General features: G+C 67.7%; 15 protein-coding genes. 5 read left to right on the plus strand and 10 right to left on the minus strand.

Going from position 1 to position 15,523, the window contains the following annotated elements; genetic code table 11:
- Positions 1-140 precede the first annotated feature (140 nt).
- The 3 genes from WME96_RS35680 to WME96_RS35690 all read right to left on the minus strand — a co-directional run bounded on the left by WME96_RS35680 (position 141) and on the right by WME96_RS35690 (position 4,242).
- Entirely contained in the window at positions 141-1,679 is a 1,539-nt protein-coding gene (locus WME96_RS35680; RefSeq protein ID WP_437286049.1) for a family 43 glycosylhydrolase, read from the minus strand.
- Positions 1,680-2,258: 579 nt separating this feature from the next.
- Positions 2,259-2,981, minus strand: coding sequence for a penicillin-insensitive murein endopeptidase (locus WME96_RS35685; protein ID WP_437286050.1), 723 nt, complete (start codon positions 2,979-2,981; stop codon positions 2,259-2,261).
- A gap of 28 nt (positions 2,982-3,009) precedes the next feature.
- Positions 3,010-4,242, minus strand: coding sequence for a formylglycine-generating enzyme family protein (locus WME96_RS35690; RefSeq protein ID WP_437286051.1), 1,233 nt, complete (start codon positions 4,240-4,242; stop codon positions 3,010-3,012).
- A gap of 125 nt (positions 4,243-4,367) precedes the next feature.
- Here WME96_RS35690 and WME96_RS35695 point away from each other — a divergent pair, with 125 nt between their 5' ends.
- Entirely contained in the window at positions 4,368-5,225 is an 858-nt protein-coding gene (locus WME96_RS35695) for a CvfB family protein (protein ID WP_437286052.1), read from the plus strand.
- A gap of 140 nt (positions 5,226-5,365) precedes the next feature.
- Positions 5,366-6,805: an ATP-binding response regulator gene (locus WME96_RS35700; protein ID WP_437286053.1), complete on the plus strand. Its 1,440-nt coding sequence runs from the start codon at positions 5,366-5,368 to the stop codon at positions 6,803-6,805.
- Between the two features lie 47 nt (positions 6,806-6,852).
- On the opposite strand, the gene WME96_RS35705 is transcribed toward WME96_RS35700, so the two are convergent.
- On the minus strand, positions 6,853-7,320 hold the full coding sequence (locus WME96_RS35705; protein ID WP_433929080.1) for a Dps family protein: 468 nt from the start codon (positions 7,318-7,320) through the stop codon (positions 6,853-6,855).
- Between the two features lie 124 nt (positions 7,321-7,444).
- On the minus strand, positions 7,445-8,041 hold the full coding sequence (locus WME96_RS35710; protein ID WP_437286054.1) for a YqgE/AlgH family protein: 597 nt from the start codon (positions 8,039-8,041) through the stop codon (positions 7,445-7,447).
- A gap of 165 nt (positions 8,042-8,206) precedes the next feature.
- On the opposite strand from WME96_RS35710, the gene WME96_RS35715 reads away from it, so the two are divergent.
- The 3 genes from WME96_RS35715 to WME96_RS35725 all read left to right on the plus strand — a co-directional run bounded on the left by WME96_RS35715 (position 8,207) and on the right by WME96_RS35725 (position 11,377).
- On the plus strand, positions 8,207-8,617 hold the full coding sequence (locus tag WME96_RS35715; RefSeq protein ID WP_437286055.1) for a 6-pyruvoyl trahydropterin synthase family protein: 411 nt from the start codon (positions 8,207-8,209) through the stop codon (positions 8,615-8,617).
- 71 nt (positions 8,618-8,688) lie between these two features.
- Entirely contained in the window at positions 8,689-10,164 is a 1,476-nt protein-coding gene (locus WME96_RS35720) for a DEAD/DEAH box helicase (RefSeq protein ID WP_437286056.1), read from the plus strand.
- Positions 10,151-11,377, plus strand: coding sequence for a DUF790 family protein (locus WME96_RS35725; protein ID WP_437286057.1), 1,227 nt, complete (start codon positions 10,151-10,153; stop codon positions 11,375-11,377). Before WME96_RS35720 ends, WME96_RS35725 begins: the two co-directional genes overlap by 14 nt.
- Positions 11,378-11,431: 54 nt before the next feature.
- Here WME96_RS35725 and WME96_RS35730 read toward each other — a convergent pair whose 3' ends face one another.
- The 5 genes from WME96_RS35730 to WME96_RS35750 form a co-directional block, all read right to left on the minus strand.
- On the minus strand, positions 11,432-11,746 hold the full coding sequence (locus tag WME96_RS35730; RefSeq protein WP_437286058.1) for a hypothetical protein: 315 nt from the start codon (positions 11,744-11,746) through the stop codon (positions 11,432-11,434).
- Positions 11,747-12,061: 315 nt separating this feature from the next.
- Entirely contained in the window at positions 12,062-12,475 is a 414-nt protein-coding gene (locus WME96_RS35735; RefSeq protein ID WP_437286059.1) for an immunity 53 family protein, read from the minus strand.
- Positions 12,476-12,923: 448 nt separating this feature from the next.
- Positions 12,924-13,325, minus strand: coding sequence for a hypothetical protein (locus WME96_RS35740; RefSeq protein WP_437286060.1), 402 nt, complete (start codon positions 13,323-13,325; stop codon positions 12,924-12,926).
- A gap of 398 nt (positions 13,326-13,723) precedes the next feature.
- The gene (locus tag WME96_RS35745; protein ID WP_437286061.1) at positions 13,724-14,311 is read right to left on the minus strand and encodes a DUF416 family protein; all 588 of its coding nucleotides are present in this window, start codon (positions 14,309-14,311) and stop codon (positions 13,724-13,726) included.
- A gap of 531 nt (positions 14,312-14,842) precedes the next feature.
- Entirely contained in the window at positions 14,843-15,394 is a 552-nt protein-coding gene (locus WME96_RS35750; RefSeq protein WP_437286062.1) for a hypothetical protein, read from the minus strand.
- Positions 15,395-15,523 lie beyond the last annotated feature (129 nt).

A 15,523-nucleotide genomic window follows, 5' to 3' on the forward strand; every position in this document is an offset into this window, starting at 1 on the left:
TGAGGTGACAGCGCGGGTCATTCACGAGGCGATCGGTCGGCTGCTCAGGCTGAGCTCGCCATGTTCGGTTTCCCTTGACGCCAACGCAGCGGTGCCTTGGCGGCCACATGGCTTGGTGTCGACCCATGGGAAAAAGTTCCTCAGTCGCTGGCCGCGATCAAGGTGAAGTCGTCCACCTTCACGGTCTGTCCGCTGCTCGTCACGCCGAGTTCGGCGCGGCCGTCGCTGACGACGATGTCGCCGATCGTCACTCGGCTCCAGCTCGTGCTCTCGGGAATCGGAGCGATCTTGCCGGGGCCGCCGTAGTTCTGGATGTCGAGCTCCGCTCCGGCACCAGCGCTCTTGGCCCAAACCTCGAGCGTATAGGTGCCGTTCGGCAGGTCCGCGACGCTCTGGCTCAAGCTCGCCGTACCGTTCAGCTGCCAGGACCATCTGCCCGTGTGTCCGTCCTGGGAGTTCGAGCCGTTGCTGGCGGACCAGCCAACGGGCGTCGAGACCGTGATCCGATCCGCCTCGAACGTTGGGTTGAGAACCCAGTTGTTTTCGGGCGCGACGGCCCAGCGTCCCGTCGTCGCATTCAGCGTCCACGCGCTGAGCGAGTGAAAGTACGGCTCTCCTCCCCGGAAGCTGAGCGGCAGCCACTGGTTGAAGCCAATTCCATTGCCAGCAAAATCCGCCCAGCGATCTCCCGCGTAAATGATCGTGGTCTGCTCCGTGCCGTAGACGTGGATGAAGAAGCCGGTTTGCGTCACATGGCTGTAGTCCAGCTCGGTGTTATTCATGACAAACTCTTCACTCCATGGTCCGCGAATGTTCGTGGCAGACACGCAATAAGTTGCCGACGTGTTCCAGCCGTGCAAATCCGAGGAGCAGAAGTAGTAAGTTCCCTCGTGCTTGAACATGCAATTCCCCTCGCGGCCGACGCCCCTATAGACAGGAATGGCTTGCTCCACTTGCAGGAAGTCGGATGCTCGTAGCGGCGAGACGTAGCGATTCGATCGACCTTTTTGGCTCGAGCTGACCATATAGGCCTGGCCGTCGTCGTCCTGAAAAATGGTCTGGTCGCCGGTTCCACCGTTGGCGATCCCAGGCGGGTTCGCCTGGACGTGCTCGTAGACGAAGCCACCCGCCGGGGAGTCGCTGGTCGCGAAATACACCGAACTAGCATCACCACCGACCCATGCTTGGGCGACCAAGACGTACTTGCGCGTGTTCTCGTTGTACGCGACACCCAGCCGCCCGAACCAACCCCCCACTCCGTCGGGTTTATCCGTAGCTTCGTGCTTCCAGTTCACGAGATCCTTCGAGGAGTAGGTGGTGATCCCCTCGAATGTCGTGTCGCCGTTCTTGACCGGATTATCGACGTACGAGCGCGCACCACGGTACTGCACCCCGTACCAGTAATACGTGTCGCCGACCTGAAGCACACCTCCACCCTGCGAGTAGATGGGAGTGCCGGACGTGTCTTTCCAAAAGGTATCGTTGAAGATGGTCACGCCGCCCAGACCGCCGGAACTGCCTCCCGATCCGGAAGCGCCTCCGCTCGCCGAGGTACCGCCGGCTCCTACCGTGCCTCCTCCTCCTCCGGAGCCCGAATCACCGCCGGTGTTCGTCCCGCCGCTCCCGGTCGCGCCCGTGCCACCGGCGGTCGCGCCCATGCCACCGGCGGTCGCGCCCATGCCATCGGCGGTCGCGCCCGTGCCACCAGCGCTCGCGCCCGTGCTCTCCGGTCCGTCGGAGCCACAGGCCAGAGTGGAGCCACAGGCTAGAGCAAGGAGCGCGACCGCGGGCGGTCGCCATCCACAGAGTTTCCTTCGCAGGGCTTGATTGCAATCAGAACAGTCCGGCATCTCGGTAAGTCTCCGATCGGGCTCGACGTGAGAACCCCGTCACGAGTCACTCGTTGCGTCGGGCGTTAGAAACCGGTCACCGGTTTCAAGGGCTGGTCGGGTTCGAGGCGCTGCTCTGGTAAAAATCGGCTGACGCGAGCGTGCCGGCGCCGGTTAGGCGGTTCACGCTGCGGATCGTGTCCCCGCACGGTACGCCGGAGCGGGCGTATCGGCGGCGAGCTCGGGCTTGCGTTGGGGCGCACCGGAGCCACCCTCAGCTGTGAACAGGCGGAAGCCATGAAAACCGCCACTGTTTCCGGTGACCGCTCGTCATCGACCGGTCTTTCTGGCGGGGTGTCTGACCCGCGTACCAGCGAGCAGCTTCAGCAGCGCTTCCGGCGCGCCGGCCGCCGAGTCCGTTCGCCTCGCTCAGCGCGGGGCGCGAGCCGCGAAATCGATGTGCACGTGCTCGTCGTGGCGCCACCAGACCTGGCTCCGGAGGATCGCCCCGGAGAGCGGGCCCAGCGCGCGGCCCGCGGGGCTCGCGAGGAGCAGCGGCACATACTCCGGCGCGAGGATGATCCGCTGGACGCGGAGCCCCCTGGATCTCGCCTTCTCGTCGAGCGCCGACAGGAGCCGCGCGAGGTCGTCGAAATCGATCGCCAGGTCCCCGCGGCGGCCCTGCGCGTCGAACTCGAGGCCATAACCGAGCTTGTTCCAGGGGTACGTGGCGACGTCCGCGGGCCGCCCCGCGCCGTCGCGCAGCGGGACGAAGATGTCCGCGCTCAGCCCGTTCTGGTGCGTGCGATGCGGCCAGAACGGGCCGCCCCGCCGGTGACCCGTCTCCCCCACGACGAAGCGGCGCCCGGGCCTCGCGGCCGCGACCGCGGCGAACGCGTCGAGCAGCGCGTCGCGCACCGCGCCGTGCACGTACTGGCGCCCGAGGCTCGCTCCCAGGTACGAATACGTCACGTGGCCCGGCCCCGTGGGCGGGAGCGGGTGCCCGTGCACGAGGCGCCCCTGCGCCGGGCTGCCGGCGCTCTCCGAAGGCGCCGCGTCGTCGAGCCAGACGCGGCCGTGCGCCACGACGACGGGGCCGACGAAAAGGAGACCGGCGGCGAGCGCGAGGCGCTTCAACGACGGGCGGCGCATCGCAGGAAGGGTCGCACCGGTCCTTGATTCACCGATCCCTCGCGCACCGCGCGCCGATGCCGTAGTAGCGGCCGGCGGGGTCGCCGCCGAGTCGAAAGCTCGTGCGGAGCTGCCCCGCTGGATCTTCGAACGACCCGCCGCGCATGACCCGCTTCCCGGCGTCGGACAGGTTCGCGCAGTCGTCGCATGACGTGCACTCCGCGCACGAGGTCTGAAACCGCGCGCTGAACCCGTCCAGCGTCCATTCGAGGAGGCTCCCCGCCAGGTCCGCTTGCCCCCACCGTCCATCCCCGCGGGTCGACCGCGAACCGACAGGCAAGAAGTCGTCGAGGGCGCAGTGACCTGGGTCTCCATCGCCGACGCAGTTGCTGACCACGCGATTCTGCTCGAACGTGTCGCCCCACGGATAATCTCGCTGCTCCTCGCCGCCCGCCGCCGCGTAGTTCCACTCCGCCTCCGTCGGCAGGCGCCCGCCATCCCAGGCGCAGAAGGCCATGGCCTCGTACCACGTGATGCAGTTCATCGGCAGCGTCTCGTCGTCGGCCGCCTCGTCCTCGTGATTCCACGTCACGCAGCGGTCGCCGAGATCTCCGCAGCTCTCGGGGTGGCAGGCGATCAGCCCGCTCAGCAGCGCGGCGGAGTCCACCGCGAGGCGTTCGTTCCATGCGGAGCGCCACCCGCTCTCGGGCAGCGCCGGGTGGTCTCCTGCGTTGTCCTCCGGCGGGTCCGCCTGCGTCCCTTTCCCCGCCTCGACGAACGCGAGGAACCGACCGACCGTGATCTCGTAGGTATCCAGCCGGAAGCTGCTCACGACCGCCCGGCGCGCATTGGCAGGCTCCGATACGCCCTCATAGCTCCTGTCGTAAGCGCCGCCGTCCACCGGCTTGCTGTCACAGCAGCTCGTCTCGTCCGGCCCGCACCGCACGTCCAGCATGGCGCAGCTCGGGGCGACGGACGTGCCATGGGCTCCCTCTCCGCCCGTCCCGGCGGCGCCGCCCTGGCCGCCATCGCCGCTGCCGCCCGATCCCGTGGCGCCGCCGCCGCCCGATCCGGCGGCGCCGCCGCCCAGGCCCGTATCTCCCCCTCCGCTCGCCCCGCCGCCGAGGCCTCCCGCGCTGTCATCCCCGCCAGCGCCGCCTCCTCCCGCGCCGCGCGTGTACCCTCCCCAATCGACGCCGAGGAGGTCCGCGCACCCGGCGCCGAGGGCGGCCGCTCCCATCGCGCCGATCCACCCGGTCTTCGCCCAGCTCCCGCTCCCCATGGCGGAGCAGGCTCATCCCTCCCCGCCGCCGCTGTCAACCCATTCCGCCGGCGATGCCCCCGCTGCCGCGCCCCGCGGCGAGAGCGCAACGACGCTCCGCCCGGGCTGTGCAAGACTGCGCGCCGATGCCCTACGACGATCTCCTCGGACGCGTGGTGACCTTGCCGATACGGCGGTTCGGCCCGCCAGGCGCCTTCCTGTCGCCCGATCCGGACGACCTCCGCCCGAACGCGCCGGTGCTCCTCCTGCCGGGCGGCGAGGTGCCCGTAGGCGCGACGGAGGGAGACGCGCTCGAGGTGTTCGTGCACCTCGACTCCGAGGATCGCCCCATCGCGACCGCGCGCCGGCCGCGGCTCACGCTCGGCGAGGTCGCCTTTCTCGAGGTGACCGACGTGGCGCCGTTCGGCGCGTTCGTCGACTGGGGATTGCCGAAAGAGCTGCTCGTGCCGCGCGCAGAGCAGACCCGCGACCTGCGGATCGGCCAGCGGCACCCGGTGGGGCTCCTCGTGGACAGGACCGGGCGCCTCGCCGGGACGATGCGCGTGAGCGAGATGCTGCGCGACAGCGGCGATTTCGAGCTCGACGAGTGGGTCGAGGGCGAGGCGTGGCGCAACGAGCCGGATCTCGGCCTCTTCGTCATCATCGAGCGCCGGTTCGTCGGCCTCGTCCCCGCGGACGAGCCGCACCCGCTCTCGCGCGGCGAGGCGGCGCGGTTCCGCGTGACCAGCGTGCTGCCCGACGGGAAGATCGAGCTGTCGCTGCGCGGCCACGCGCACGAAGAGGTCGAGAACGACGCGCAGAAGATCCTGGCGCGGCTCTCGCGCCCGGGCGCGCCGAGGGTCGGCGACCGCTCGAGCCCCGAGGAGATCCGGGCGCTCTTCGGCCTGAGCAAGAAGGCGTTCAAGCGCGCCGTCGGCCGCCTCCTGAAGGAGCGCGCGGTCGCCATGGATCGCGACGGCTTCCTCGTTCACTCCCGGCGGTGATCCGGCGCTCTGCCCTTCGCCTCGCGCGACACTTGCTGTGTCCGTCCGGTCATGAATGCTCCCGCGCCCGCGCCCGCCAAGGGCTCAGCGCCCTGGGCACATTGACGCTGCCCACCTTCACCCACTAGAATTGCGGCCGAATGAGCATCCGTCCCGCGCGACGCCGCGTCTGGGTCGTCGACGACAACCCTCTCGACGCCGAGCGGGCGCGTCGCGTGCTCGCCGGCGAGCACGACGTGGAGGTGCTCCTCGACGGGTCCACGGCGCTCGAGCGGTTCTCCTCCTGCGCGGCGCCGGACGTGATGATCCTCGACTGGATCATGCCCGGCGTGAGCGGCCTCGAGGTCTGTCGATTCTTGCGCTCCGAGCGCGTGGGGGCGCAGAAGCTCGGTATCCTGCTGCTCACCGCGCACCGCCACACCGATCAGATCGTCGAGGGGCTCTCCGCGGGCGCCAACGACTACCTCGCGAAGCCTTACGAGGACGAGGAGCTGCGCGCGCGCGTCGCGTCCCTGCTCCGCGCGCGGGCGCTGCTCGAGCGCGCGGAGCAGGCCGAGGCGGCGAATCGCAGGCTGCTCGAGACGGCCCCCGACCCGCTGCTCGTCATCGACGCGCAGGGGTGCCTGAGCTTCGTGAACGACGAGGCCGTCATCGCGCTCGGCGTCGCGCCTGACGCCGTGATCGGGAGGTCGATCTCGGAGCTGATGCCCGGCCTCCCCGTGAACGAGCCGGAGCTGTTCAGCGGCGAGTCCACGTTTCCCACTCCCGACGTGGAGATCCGCGGCCGGGTCTTCTCACCGACCTTGCGGGTGCTCCCGGGGGGGGCCGCCTCGAGCACGATCGTCTCGCTGCGCGACGTCACCGAGCGGCGCCTGCTCGACGAGCGGCGGCTCGATTTCTACTCGATGATCGCGCACGACCTGCGCACGCCGCTGAACGCGATGACGCTGCGGATCGCCAACATGCTCGACTGCGAGGATCTCGCGAGGACCCCTTCCCTGCTCGAGGACGTCCAGAAGCTCGACGGGCGCCTGCGATCGCTGGTGTTCATGATCAACGATTTCCTGGAGCTCGCGAGCCTCGAGGACGCGAAGCACCGCATGGAACGCAAGGAGGTCGACGTGGTGCGCCTGATCGCGGACACGGTCGAGGACTTCCGCCCGCTGCTCGACAAGAAGGGCCACACCTTCTCCGGGCCGTCCCGCTGCGAGGGCGCCGCGGTGCTCGGCGATCGGCGGCGCATCGCCCAGGTGCTCTCCAACCTGATCGGCAACGCCATCAAGTTCACGCCCCCGGGCGGCGCGATCGCGGCGCGCGTCGAGGTGGCGCCGCGCCACGTGGAGATCTCGCTCGAGGACACGGGCGTCGGCGTCGCGCCGGAGGTGGCGGACACGCTGTTCCAGCGTTACCGGCGCGCCGACCACAGCGTCGGCGGGACGGGGCTGGGGCTGATGATCGTGCGGGAGATCGTCGAGGCCCACGGGGGCGAGGTCGGCGTCGAGAGCCACCCCGGGCGCGGCAGCCGCTTCTGGTTCCGCCTGCCGCGCAGCCGCCGGGCGGCGCCCTCCGCGCCTGGCTGAGCGCGCCGGGCGGTCGCGTCGGCCAGCGAGCGCCGCGAGGTGGGGAGTCACTCGAGCAGGCTGCGCAGCATCCACGCGGTCTTCTCGTGGATCTGGAGCCGCTGGGTGAGGAGATCGCAGGTCGGCTCATCGTTGGCCGCCTCGGCCACGGGGAAGATCTCGCGCGCGGTGCGCGCCACGGTCTCGTGCCCCTCGACGAGGCGCCTGATCATGTCGGTCGCCTTGGGGATGCCGTCCTCTTCCTTGATGGAGGAGAGCGCCACGAACTGCTTGTACGTGCCCGGCGCCGGGAGGCCGAGGGCGCGGATGCGCTCGGCGATGAGGTCCACGGCGAGCGCGAGCTCGTTGTACTGCTGCTCGAACATGAGGTGGAGCGTCTGGAACATGGGCCCTGTGACGTTCCAGTGGAAGTTGTGCGTCTTGAGGTACAGCGTATAGGTGTCGGCGAGCACGCGGCCCAGCCCCGTCCCGATCTGCTCGCGGTTCTTCGCGTCGATGCCGATATTGATCTCCATGATGTTTCCTCTCGGTTCGTGTGCTGGCCAGATGGGCCGGAGGCGGCGAAGCCCCGCGCGGCCCCCTGCGTGTCCTTGACGCGCTCCGCAAGGTTCGTCCTTGCGGTCCCCGCGTCAATCCGCCTCACGCCTCGCCGATAGTACGCATCGTCATGACCTCGATCGGGCTCAGCCCGAGCAGCGCATACGCCTGCTCCCAGCGCCGGTCCGCGTCCACGTCGAACAGGATGCCCTCGTCCAGGGGCACCGGCAGCCACGCGCCGGCGGCGATCTCCCGCTCGAGCTGCCCGGGCCCCCACCCGCTGTAGCCGAGGAGCACCGTCCTGCGCCGCGGGTCCGCGGCGGCCGCGCCGCGCACCGCGTCGGCCGCGAGCGCGTCGAACGCGCTCCGCGACGACGTGACGCGCACCCGGGAGCCCACCGGGATCACGCCCGACTCCTCGGCCCCGATCGCCGGGTCGAGGCACAGGATCCACCCCGAGCTCGGCTGGACCGGCCCGCCGAGGTAAACCGGCGCCGGATCCTTCAGGTCGCTGCCGTAGCCCGCGAACGACAGGAGCTCCCCGAGGGTCATCGGCGCCGGCCGGTTCACCACGAACCCCAGCGCCCCGCCCTCGCTGTGCACCGCCAGCAGCACGACCGTCTTGTCGAAGTTCGGATCGCCCAGGGGCGGCGACGCGATGAGGAACCCTGGGGCCAGCACGCTCGCTTCGCTGTTCATCCGCGATCCTCCCTGCTCAACGGTCAACCGGTCACTGCGTCCCGCACGGACCCGCCCGCTCCCCGGCGTAGGGCTCACGGGGAACCGTCCGCACCTTACTCCCGCGCGCGGCGACAGGCGATTGGGATCTCCCTCGGGCGCCGTGGCGACGGGTATAGTGCGGGCATGTACACGGTCGGCGTCCGCGATCACATCATGGTGGCCCACAGCCTGAAGGGGGAGCAGTTCGGCCCTGCGCAGCGCCTGCACGGCGCGACCTACACTGTCACCGTGGAGGTGGAGCGCGAGGAGCTCTCGCCCCTCGGCCAGGTCATCGAGACGAGCGTGCTGCGAGACAGCCTGCGCGGCGTGCTCGCCGAGATCGATTACCGCAACCTCGACGAGCACCCCGCGTTCGAGGGGAAGCGCTCGACGCCGGAGCTCATCGCGCGCCACATCCACCGCGAGCTCGGCCGCAAGCTCCCTGTGAACGCCGGCACCGCCCTCACGGTCACCCTGCACGAGTCCCCCCTCGTGTGGGTACGTTACCGCGCGCCGATCCGCGGCGCCTCGATCATGCCGGCCGAGCTGGCCTGACCGCCATCCCGGCCTGACCGCCGCTCTCTCCGCTTGGCACGCCGCCCTGCTCGCGGCAAAAGAGCGCGCCGATGACCGAGCCGGTCCGCACAGCGCCGATCGTCCTGACCTTCCAGGGCGGCACCCTCCGCATCGAAGGCATCGCCCCGCGGCCGGCGCTGGAGCCGGCCGCCTCCGAGCTCGACGCGCGCCCCGCGGAGGAACCTGACGGCGACGGCGCGGGCTCGTCCGCCGAGGGCGCGCCGCTCGACCCCGCGTGCTTGCCCGCGTCGTGCCGCTGGGACGCGCGCGAGCGCGTCTACCGCGTGCCCGCGATCGACTACGCCGAGCTCGTCCTGAGGCTCCGCGCGCGCGGCGTCCCGTTCACGGACGCCGCGCGCAGGTACGAGGCGCTGCCGCTCGCGCCGCTCGCCAAGCACGACCCGTTTCCCTACCAGCGCGAGGCGCTCGAGGCGTGGGCCGCCCGCCGCAGCCGCGGGGTCGTCGTGCTCCCCACGGGCGCGGGCAAGACGTTCGTCGCGACGCTCGCGATCGCCGCGCGGCAGCGCAGCACGCTCGTGGTCGTCCCGACGCTCGATCTGCTGAACCAGTGGTACGACGGGCTCTCGGCCGCGTTCGGCGTCCCGATCGGCCTGCTCGGCGGCGGTTACCACGACGTCCTCGACCTGACGGTGACGACCTACGACTCCGCGCACCTGCACATGGATCGGCTCGGCGCGCGCTTCGGCCTCGTGATCTTCGACGAGTGCCACCACCTGCCGAGCCCCTCGTACGCGCTCGCCGCGAAGATGTGCCTCGCGCCCTTCCGCCTCGGCCTCACGGCCACCCCCGAGCGCACCGACGGTCGCGGTTACGACGACCTCATCGGTCCGATCGTCTTCCGGCGGGAGATCACCGAGCTCTCCGGGCAGTACCTGGCGGCCTACGATGTCGTCCGGCTCGAGGTGCCGCTCTCGGACGGCGAGCGCGCCGCGTACGAGGCCGACCGCGCCGTGTACATCGGCTTTCTGCGCGCGAACGGCATCCGCATGCCCGAGGGGTGGGGGCAGTTCATCCTGCTGAGCTCGCAGTCCGACGCGGGGCGCCGCGCCTTCGAGGCGTACCGGCGCCAGCGGAGTCTGGCGCTGTGCGCGCCCGGCAAGATCGACGTCCTCGCCCGGCTGCTCCACGCGCACCGGGCCGACCGCACGCTGGTCTTCACCGAGGACAACGCCACGGTCTACCAGATCTCGCGGCAGTTCCTGCTGCCGGCGATCACGCACCAGACCAAGGTGAAGGAGCGCAGCGCGATCCTCGAGGCGTTCAACCGCGGCGCGCTGTCGGCGGTGGTCACGTCGAAGGTGCTGAACGAGGGGGTGAACGTGCCCGAGGCCAACGTCGCGATCGTCCTGTCGGGCAGCGGCTCGGTGCGCGAGCACGTCCAGCGGCTCGGCCGCATCCTGCGCCGGAGCGAGAACAAGACGGCGATCCTCTACGAGCTCGTGGCGCTGGGCACGGGCGAGCAGCGGGTGAGCGACAAGCGCCGGGAGCACGTTGCTTACCAGTGACCTCGTCCGGGTCCGCCGCCGGGGCGGGCTCGTCGTCCCGCAGTACCTCCGCGGCGCGGCGGCCGAGCGGCTGCTCCCTGTCGCGCGCGCGTACCTCGACATCCTGTCGCAGCGGGTGGGCGAGAGCCGCGACGAGGTGGAGGCCGCGCTCGACGCGGTGGAGGTGCCCGCGCGGGATCGCGTCGCCGCGCTCGGGCTGAGGAAGGTGCTCGAGGACGGCTGCGAGTACGAGGTGCAGGAGGGCGTCGACCCCGAGGCGCTGCGGCGCGAGCTGTTCCACGCGGCGGCGGCGGCGCACCGCGCGCTCGACCTGCGCGCCCGCTTCGATCGGGCGGCGGTGCTCGACGAGGTGGCCGCCCGGCTCGGCACGACGCCGGCGGCGATCGAGGCGGGCCTCTACGCCGACCTGCGCGGCGCCGAGATCCTCCGGCGCGCGGCCGCGGACGCGCCCGAGGTCTTGCTGGACCGGTACAACCTGGCGCTGGCGCAGTCGATCTTGCTGCGGGCGACGCAGGTGACGATCCGCATCGACGGGGAGAGCGCCGCGCGGTACCGGAAGATCTTCCGGGCGGCCCGGTTTCACGGGTTGATCCACGTGGTGCAGGGCGATCCGGGCTCGGGCTATACGATCTCGCTCGACGGCCCGTTCAGCCTGTTCGACGCGGTCCAGCGCTACGGCCTGCGGCTCGCGATGTTCCTGCCGTCGGTGCTCTCGTGCGCCTCGTTCCGGCTGCGCGCCGACCTGCGCTGGGGGCGCGACAAGGAGCCGTTCGCCGTCGAGATCGGCCCGGCGGACGGGCTCGTGTACCACGGGCGCGAGCCCGCGGAGACGACACCCGAGCTGACGGCGTTCTGCGAGGGGTTCAGGAAGCTCGGGTCGCCGTGGAGCGTGGCGCAGAACGAGCGGCTGTTCGCGTTGCCAGGAGAGGTGGTGTGCGTCCCGGACCTCGTGTTCCAGAACGCGGAGACCGGGGAGGAGGTCTATCTGGAGGCGTTCGGCTTCTGGAGCCGAGCCGCGGTGTGGCGGCGCGTCGAGCTGATCCGGAAGGGGTTTCCGGCGAGGATCCTGCTGGCGGTCGGCAAGCAGCTCCGCGTGAGCGAGGAGGTGCTGGGGGAGGACGACGCCGGGGAGATCTACGTGTACCGGGCGACGATGTCGCCGCGGGCGGTGCTGGCGCGACTGGACGGGAAGCGCGGGGGGAGTGAGGGCTGAGGGGGGTTGGGGAGGGAGCCGGGGGAGAGCCGAGGGGGGAGCCGTGGGGTGGGCTCAATCTGCTCCTCGAACGCAGAAGTCGACGGCATCGATCCGGATGACGTCGCCTGACTGCATCTCGATCTCCACGCGCGCGAGCTCGCCCTCTGTGGCGGAAGGTCCCCGGACCTCGTTGATCGAGGCGCTGAATCCCCAGGGCAGCTGCCTCTCGCACTCCACCCGACGCACCGACGATGCCACCACGACGCGCTGAGGCTGCTCTGCGTCACCGGTGCGAACCCGCAGGCGCACTTCGCCAGACTCCCAGCGGAGCTCGATCGTCTCGAGCGTCGCGTCGTGTAGCGATCGCCATGTCTCGTCCGCGGTCATTCGTCACCTCCACGTATCCAGGTTTATCCGCAGCTGGAAGGCGCCTCAATAGCCAAGGGGAAACCAGATCCCCCTGACGACCGGGCTGACCATGCTGGGCCGCACGTGGCCAGGGTCCAACGTTGAGACATCGATGTCAGACACGATCCCCACTCTTCTCGGCTACGCGATCTGCAGAGCACTTGAACATTATGTGGCGCACCACCAACGCCCTTCGATCAGTGTTGGGTGTGGTCGTTCTGCGTTTCATTCCTTGGAGGGGATACGCCCTTTTGGCTCTTCTGTCCGGGAACGGTCTCCGCCCCTCGGGGCAGGTCACCCGTTCGATGTGCGGATCCAAGCCCGAAGGATCTCCAGGATCTCCTGGAGATTACCGGGCCCACCATAGCCATGGAAGCGCCCATCCTTCACATCACATCGTACCCAGTCATCATCACTTCTCTCTTCCGAGACGGGCGCGGGCACCTCAACATGACCCACGTCAGCCACGACGGACCATCCCGGGTTGTCCAACGTCTCAACCCGAATTCCGCTCTGGTGCTCCCACTGTCCATCGCATCGCGAGCGATACCATTGTTGAAGCCAGGTTAACGTGTCCCTCTCCATCGCCGTCTCCTGGCGCAGCAATCCTCCCCGTCGAGCCAGCTCGCGCGCCGTCCTGATGTCGCTCTTGGTGGCCGGTCGAGTGATCTTGGCGCCCAAGCTTGATTGACCGTTCGGGATCGACATGCGCCGTCAAATCGTGCACGTGTGGAGTGTCGCTCTGCTCACCGCTCGCCTTGTCGAAGTGGCTCTTACCTCGGAGACCGATGTCGACACGGCCGAGAGGCTTTGTGCGCCGTATTCCACGCGGGCCCAGCACCGGTACTCAACGTTGGCACAGAAAGGTGATAGCTCACCGCTCCCAGCGGATCACCATTGACTCAAGAAACTCCACCACCTCCGCCTCGCTCTCAACCCAGACGTCGAACGTTCCCGCAGGCTCCCTTGTGACCATGATGAATCCACTTGGAATCCCTCGATCAATGCGCACCATCTCGATCTGATCGGATCCGCGATTATCAATCGACACAACCCCCCACGTGGAAGTTGGAAAAGGGAGGCCACTCACAGCAACCCCAGAAAAAACGCGACTATTATATGACAACATCTCTGCCCCCGACACATCGGATCGATATCACGCTCGTGCATCCTCTTCCAGCACGGCCTGAAGTTCCGGATGGGAGAGGAGCAGGGCCAGCAAGTTGGCTCGTCCCCCGGCAGCAGCGTACAGGAAGTACTCGCATGCGTCCGAGGGTTCCTCATGCCATGTGGTCACGACTTCCAGCGCGCTTCTAGCCTCGATGATGGTGTCGAGCGCATCATGAAGCTGTTCGGCTTCGTGCCCCACGCAGCAGAACTCTACGCACCCGAGATCGATCAGGTCCTCCGTTATCGCCGCCGCTTGCTGCCGCTCCGGTGGGTTAAAGGCGGGCAGGAGCGTCACAAAAGGTCGCAGAATCGAGTAGTCGGCAGATGCTCCCAGCGAGCTGATCACGAGCTTCCGGTTACCTGCGAGCGTGGTGCTGCGCGCTGCCATATCAATTACCCCTTTGAGATTCTCGATGTTCTCCCCGAAAGTCTGAACCCACTTTTCGGGGTACCTGATGCGCGACTGCTGATCAGAATCGGATCTACACCGCATTCCATGGTGGAGACTCGGTGATAGAGAGCGACCTTCACGAAGGTCACAACGTCTCGGGGACGGAGCTCTCAAGCTGGTAGGCCATCCGTTGATCTTCCAAGGGAGGACCGGGCAGAGAACGAACGAGCAGCCGCACTGATCAATGTTGCTCTTCTGGGGATTACGCCAGTTCTCCCGCAACCTGGCGACCTCTGTCGGCAGGCCGGAGAAATACCTTAGGCCCAGTAGGTCGTCTTGCTGCCGTTGAAGCGACCCGGAGCTCGGAGACGAAGCTCCCAAGATGGCATCAACGATTACCCGAACGCCTCTTCGATTGTTCGTCTCGACAAGAGTTGCACTACGGCTGATGCTCCAACTGACTCAAGGGCAACGAGATCCCGGGACTGACGCTCCAGCTCCTGCTGCATGAGAGGGTGGGCAAGGATCTTCGCCTCCAACGTCGGGTCTTGAGGTGCCATCTGCTCAATTTCTTGAACGTACAGATCAACCGAATCCGTGGCGTAGCGGGCCGCGAGAGCCACCTGCTCAGGCTTCCCTTCGGCGCAGTAGTCAAGAAGGCTGCATACCGCAAACACCGCGTCCTGGGCGCTTGAAGTAAACAGAGAGTTGAAGTCCTCCGAATCTGGAGCATGAGATTCACACTCACCAGCAAGCGCTCGACACTCCGCTTCCGCGAGGGAGGTCTGTGCACGGGCTACCCCCCAGACGAGGTCCAGTGCACGAATGATGGGTCTGATATCCCCCCACCCAGTCGCTTCCACGAACCTACGGTAGTTGGGCACCAACCGGCTTGCGCAAGCCGCTCCAAAGGCCAGCGAACAGAACCAGGGGAGAGGTCGCAGCCTCCGGACCAGAGCTTGCTCGTCAAACGTTGGCATCATCAGTCACCTCTTGAGCGGACTGGAAAGCGACCCTCGCGCGATCCTAGAGTCGAGGCACGTTTTGAGCAGATTGGCTGACTCACGGCCGCCTGCGCCTGACGGATCTGGTGCTTCCGCTGCCCGCCCATTCGCCCGAGTTCCGGTGAGCGTGGTCGAAGTGGCGACGCCGAAAGCGCGCCCAGTCTCACGCCTGTGCTACCGGCGCCGCCGCAGCCGACCGCGCGCCCGTGCCCCGGGCTCCATAACGACGGCTGTAGTGCTCGTAAGTCCTTCCGGGATGTCGAGCGCTCCAGCAGGGATTCGAGTCAACGCTTCATTCGCGCGCCCCCTCTGTGCCAACGTCGGATGAGACAAGCTACCCCTGGAAATCTGTGGTGAGAGGACGGAGAATGGACCTGGCCCGTGCCGAAGCCTTCGCATCTCCGATCCGTCGATCCTACCCCCGCCCCAGTGACGCAGGGCGCTGCTCCCCGCCCAAGTGGCTCCTCGTCCGGTCTTTCTCAAACCTGGTGGCATTCTCCGGGGCGAGCTTCAACACGACGAGCTATCCCGATCAAAATACCCACTAACAGCTTGAATTTCATCAGACAGCTGAGGAAATCGCTCCTGACACAATGTTAGGTACTTGCGGACCCTGCAGGCCATCTCGGGCACGTGCTCAGCACAATATGCAAGCATATCAACGCAAAGCTCAGCATCCTCCACAGAGGAGCGCTCCATTACGTCCACCAAGTTCTTGAACACCAGCACCAACTCCTGGACAGACTCGCGAAGCCATACCCTCTGAGCCTCGGAATATTCCGAGGCGCCCCGGCCGCAAGTAAGCTCCTCCAGCAGCAATAAGATCCCTGAGCGTTTTTTTCCATCCACACGAATCATGATAGAAGCCAAAGCACCTACCATCGCGGGAGTAATGGAGCACGGAACCCCCAAGTCAGAGGCACACGATTCCAGATAAGATAGCGCCGAGGACCATTCGCCTTCGTCCTCGGATTGCAGCACCGCCTGCAACATCACTGATACCCGGCTCGTGTCCCGGTAGGCCTCGAACTTGCCCCAATCGTAGCAGTAAAATTCCCACATTTCGACACCTCTCGATTAGAGCACCCGACAACCTTACGGGTGAATGAGATTGCAGTATATCACAACAGATCCCGGCATGAGCAGCGCTTGGCAGGCGTCATCACGACGCTCATAGCGGACCGCCAATTG

Source organism: Sorangium sp. So ce406 (assembly GCF_051474675.1).
Lineage (GTDB): Bacteria > Myxococcota_A > Polyangia > Polyangiales > Polyangiaceae > Sorangium > Sorangium cellulosum_G.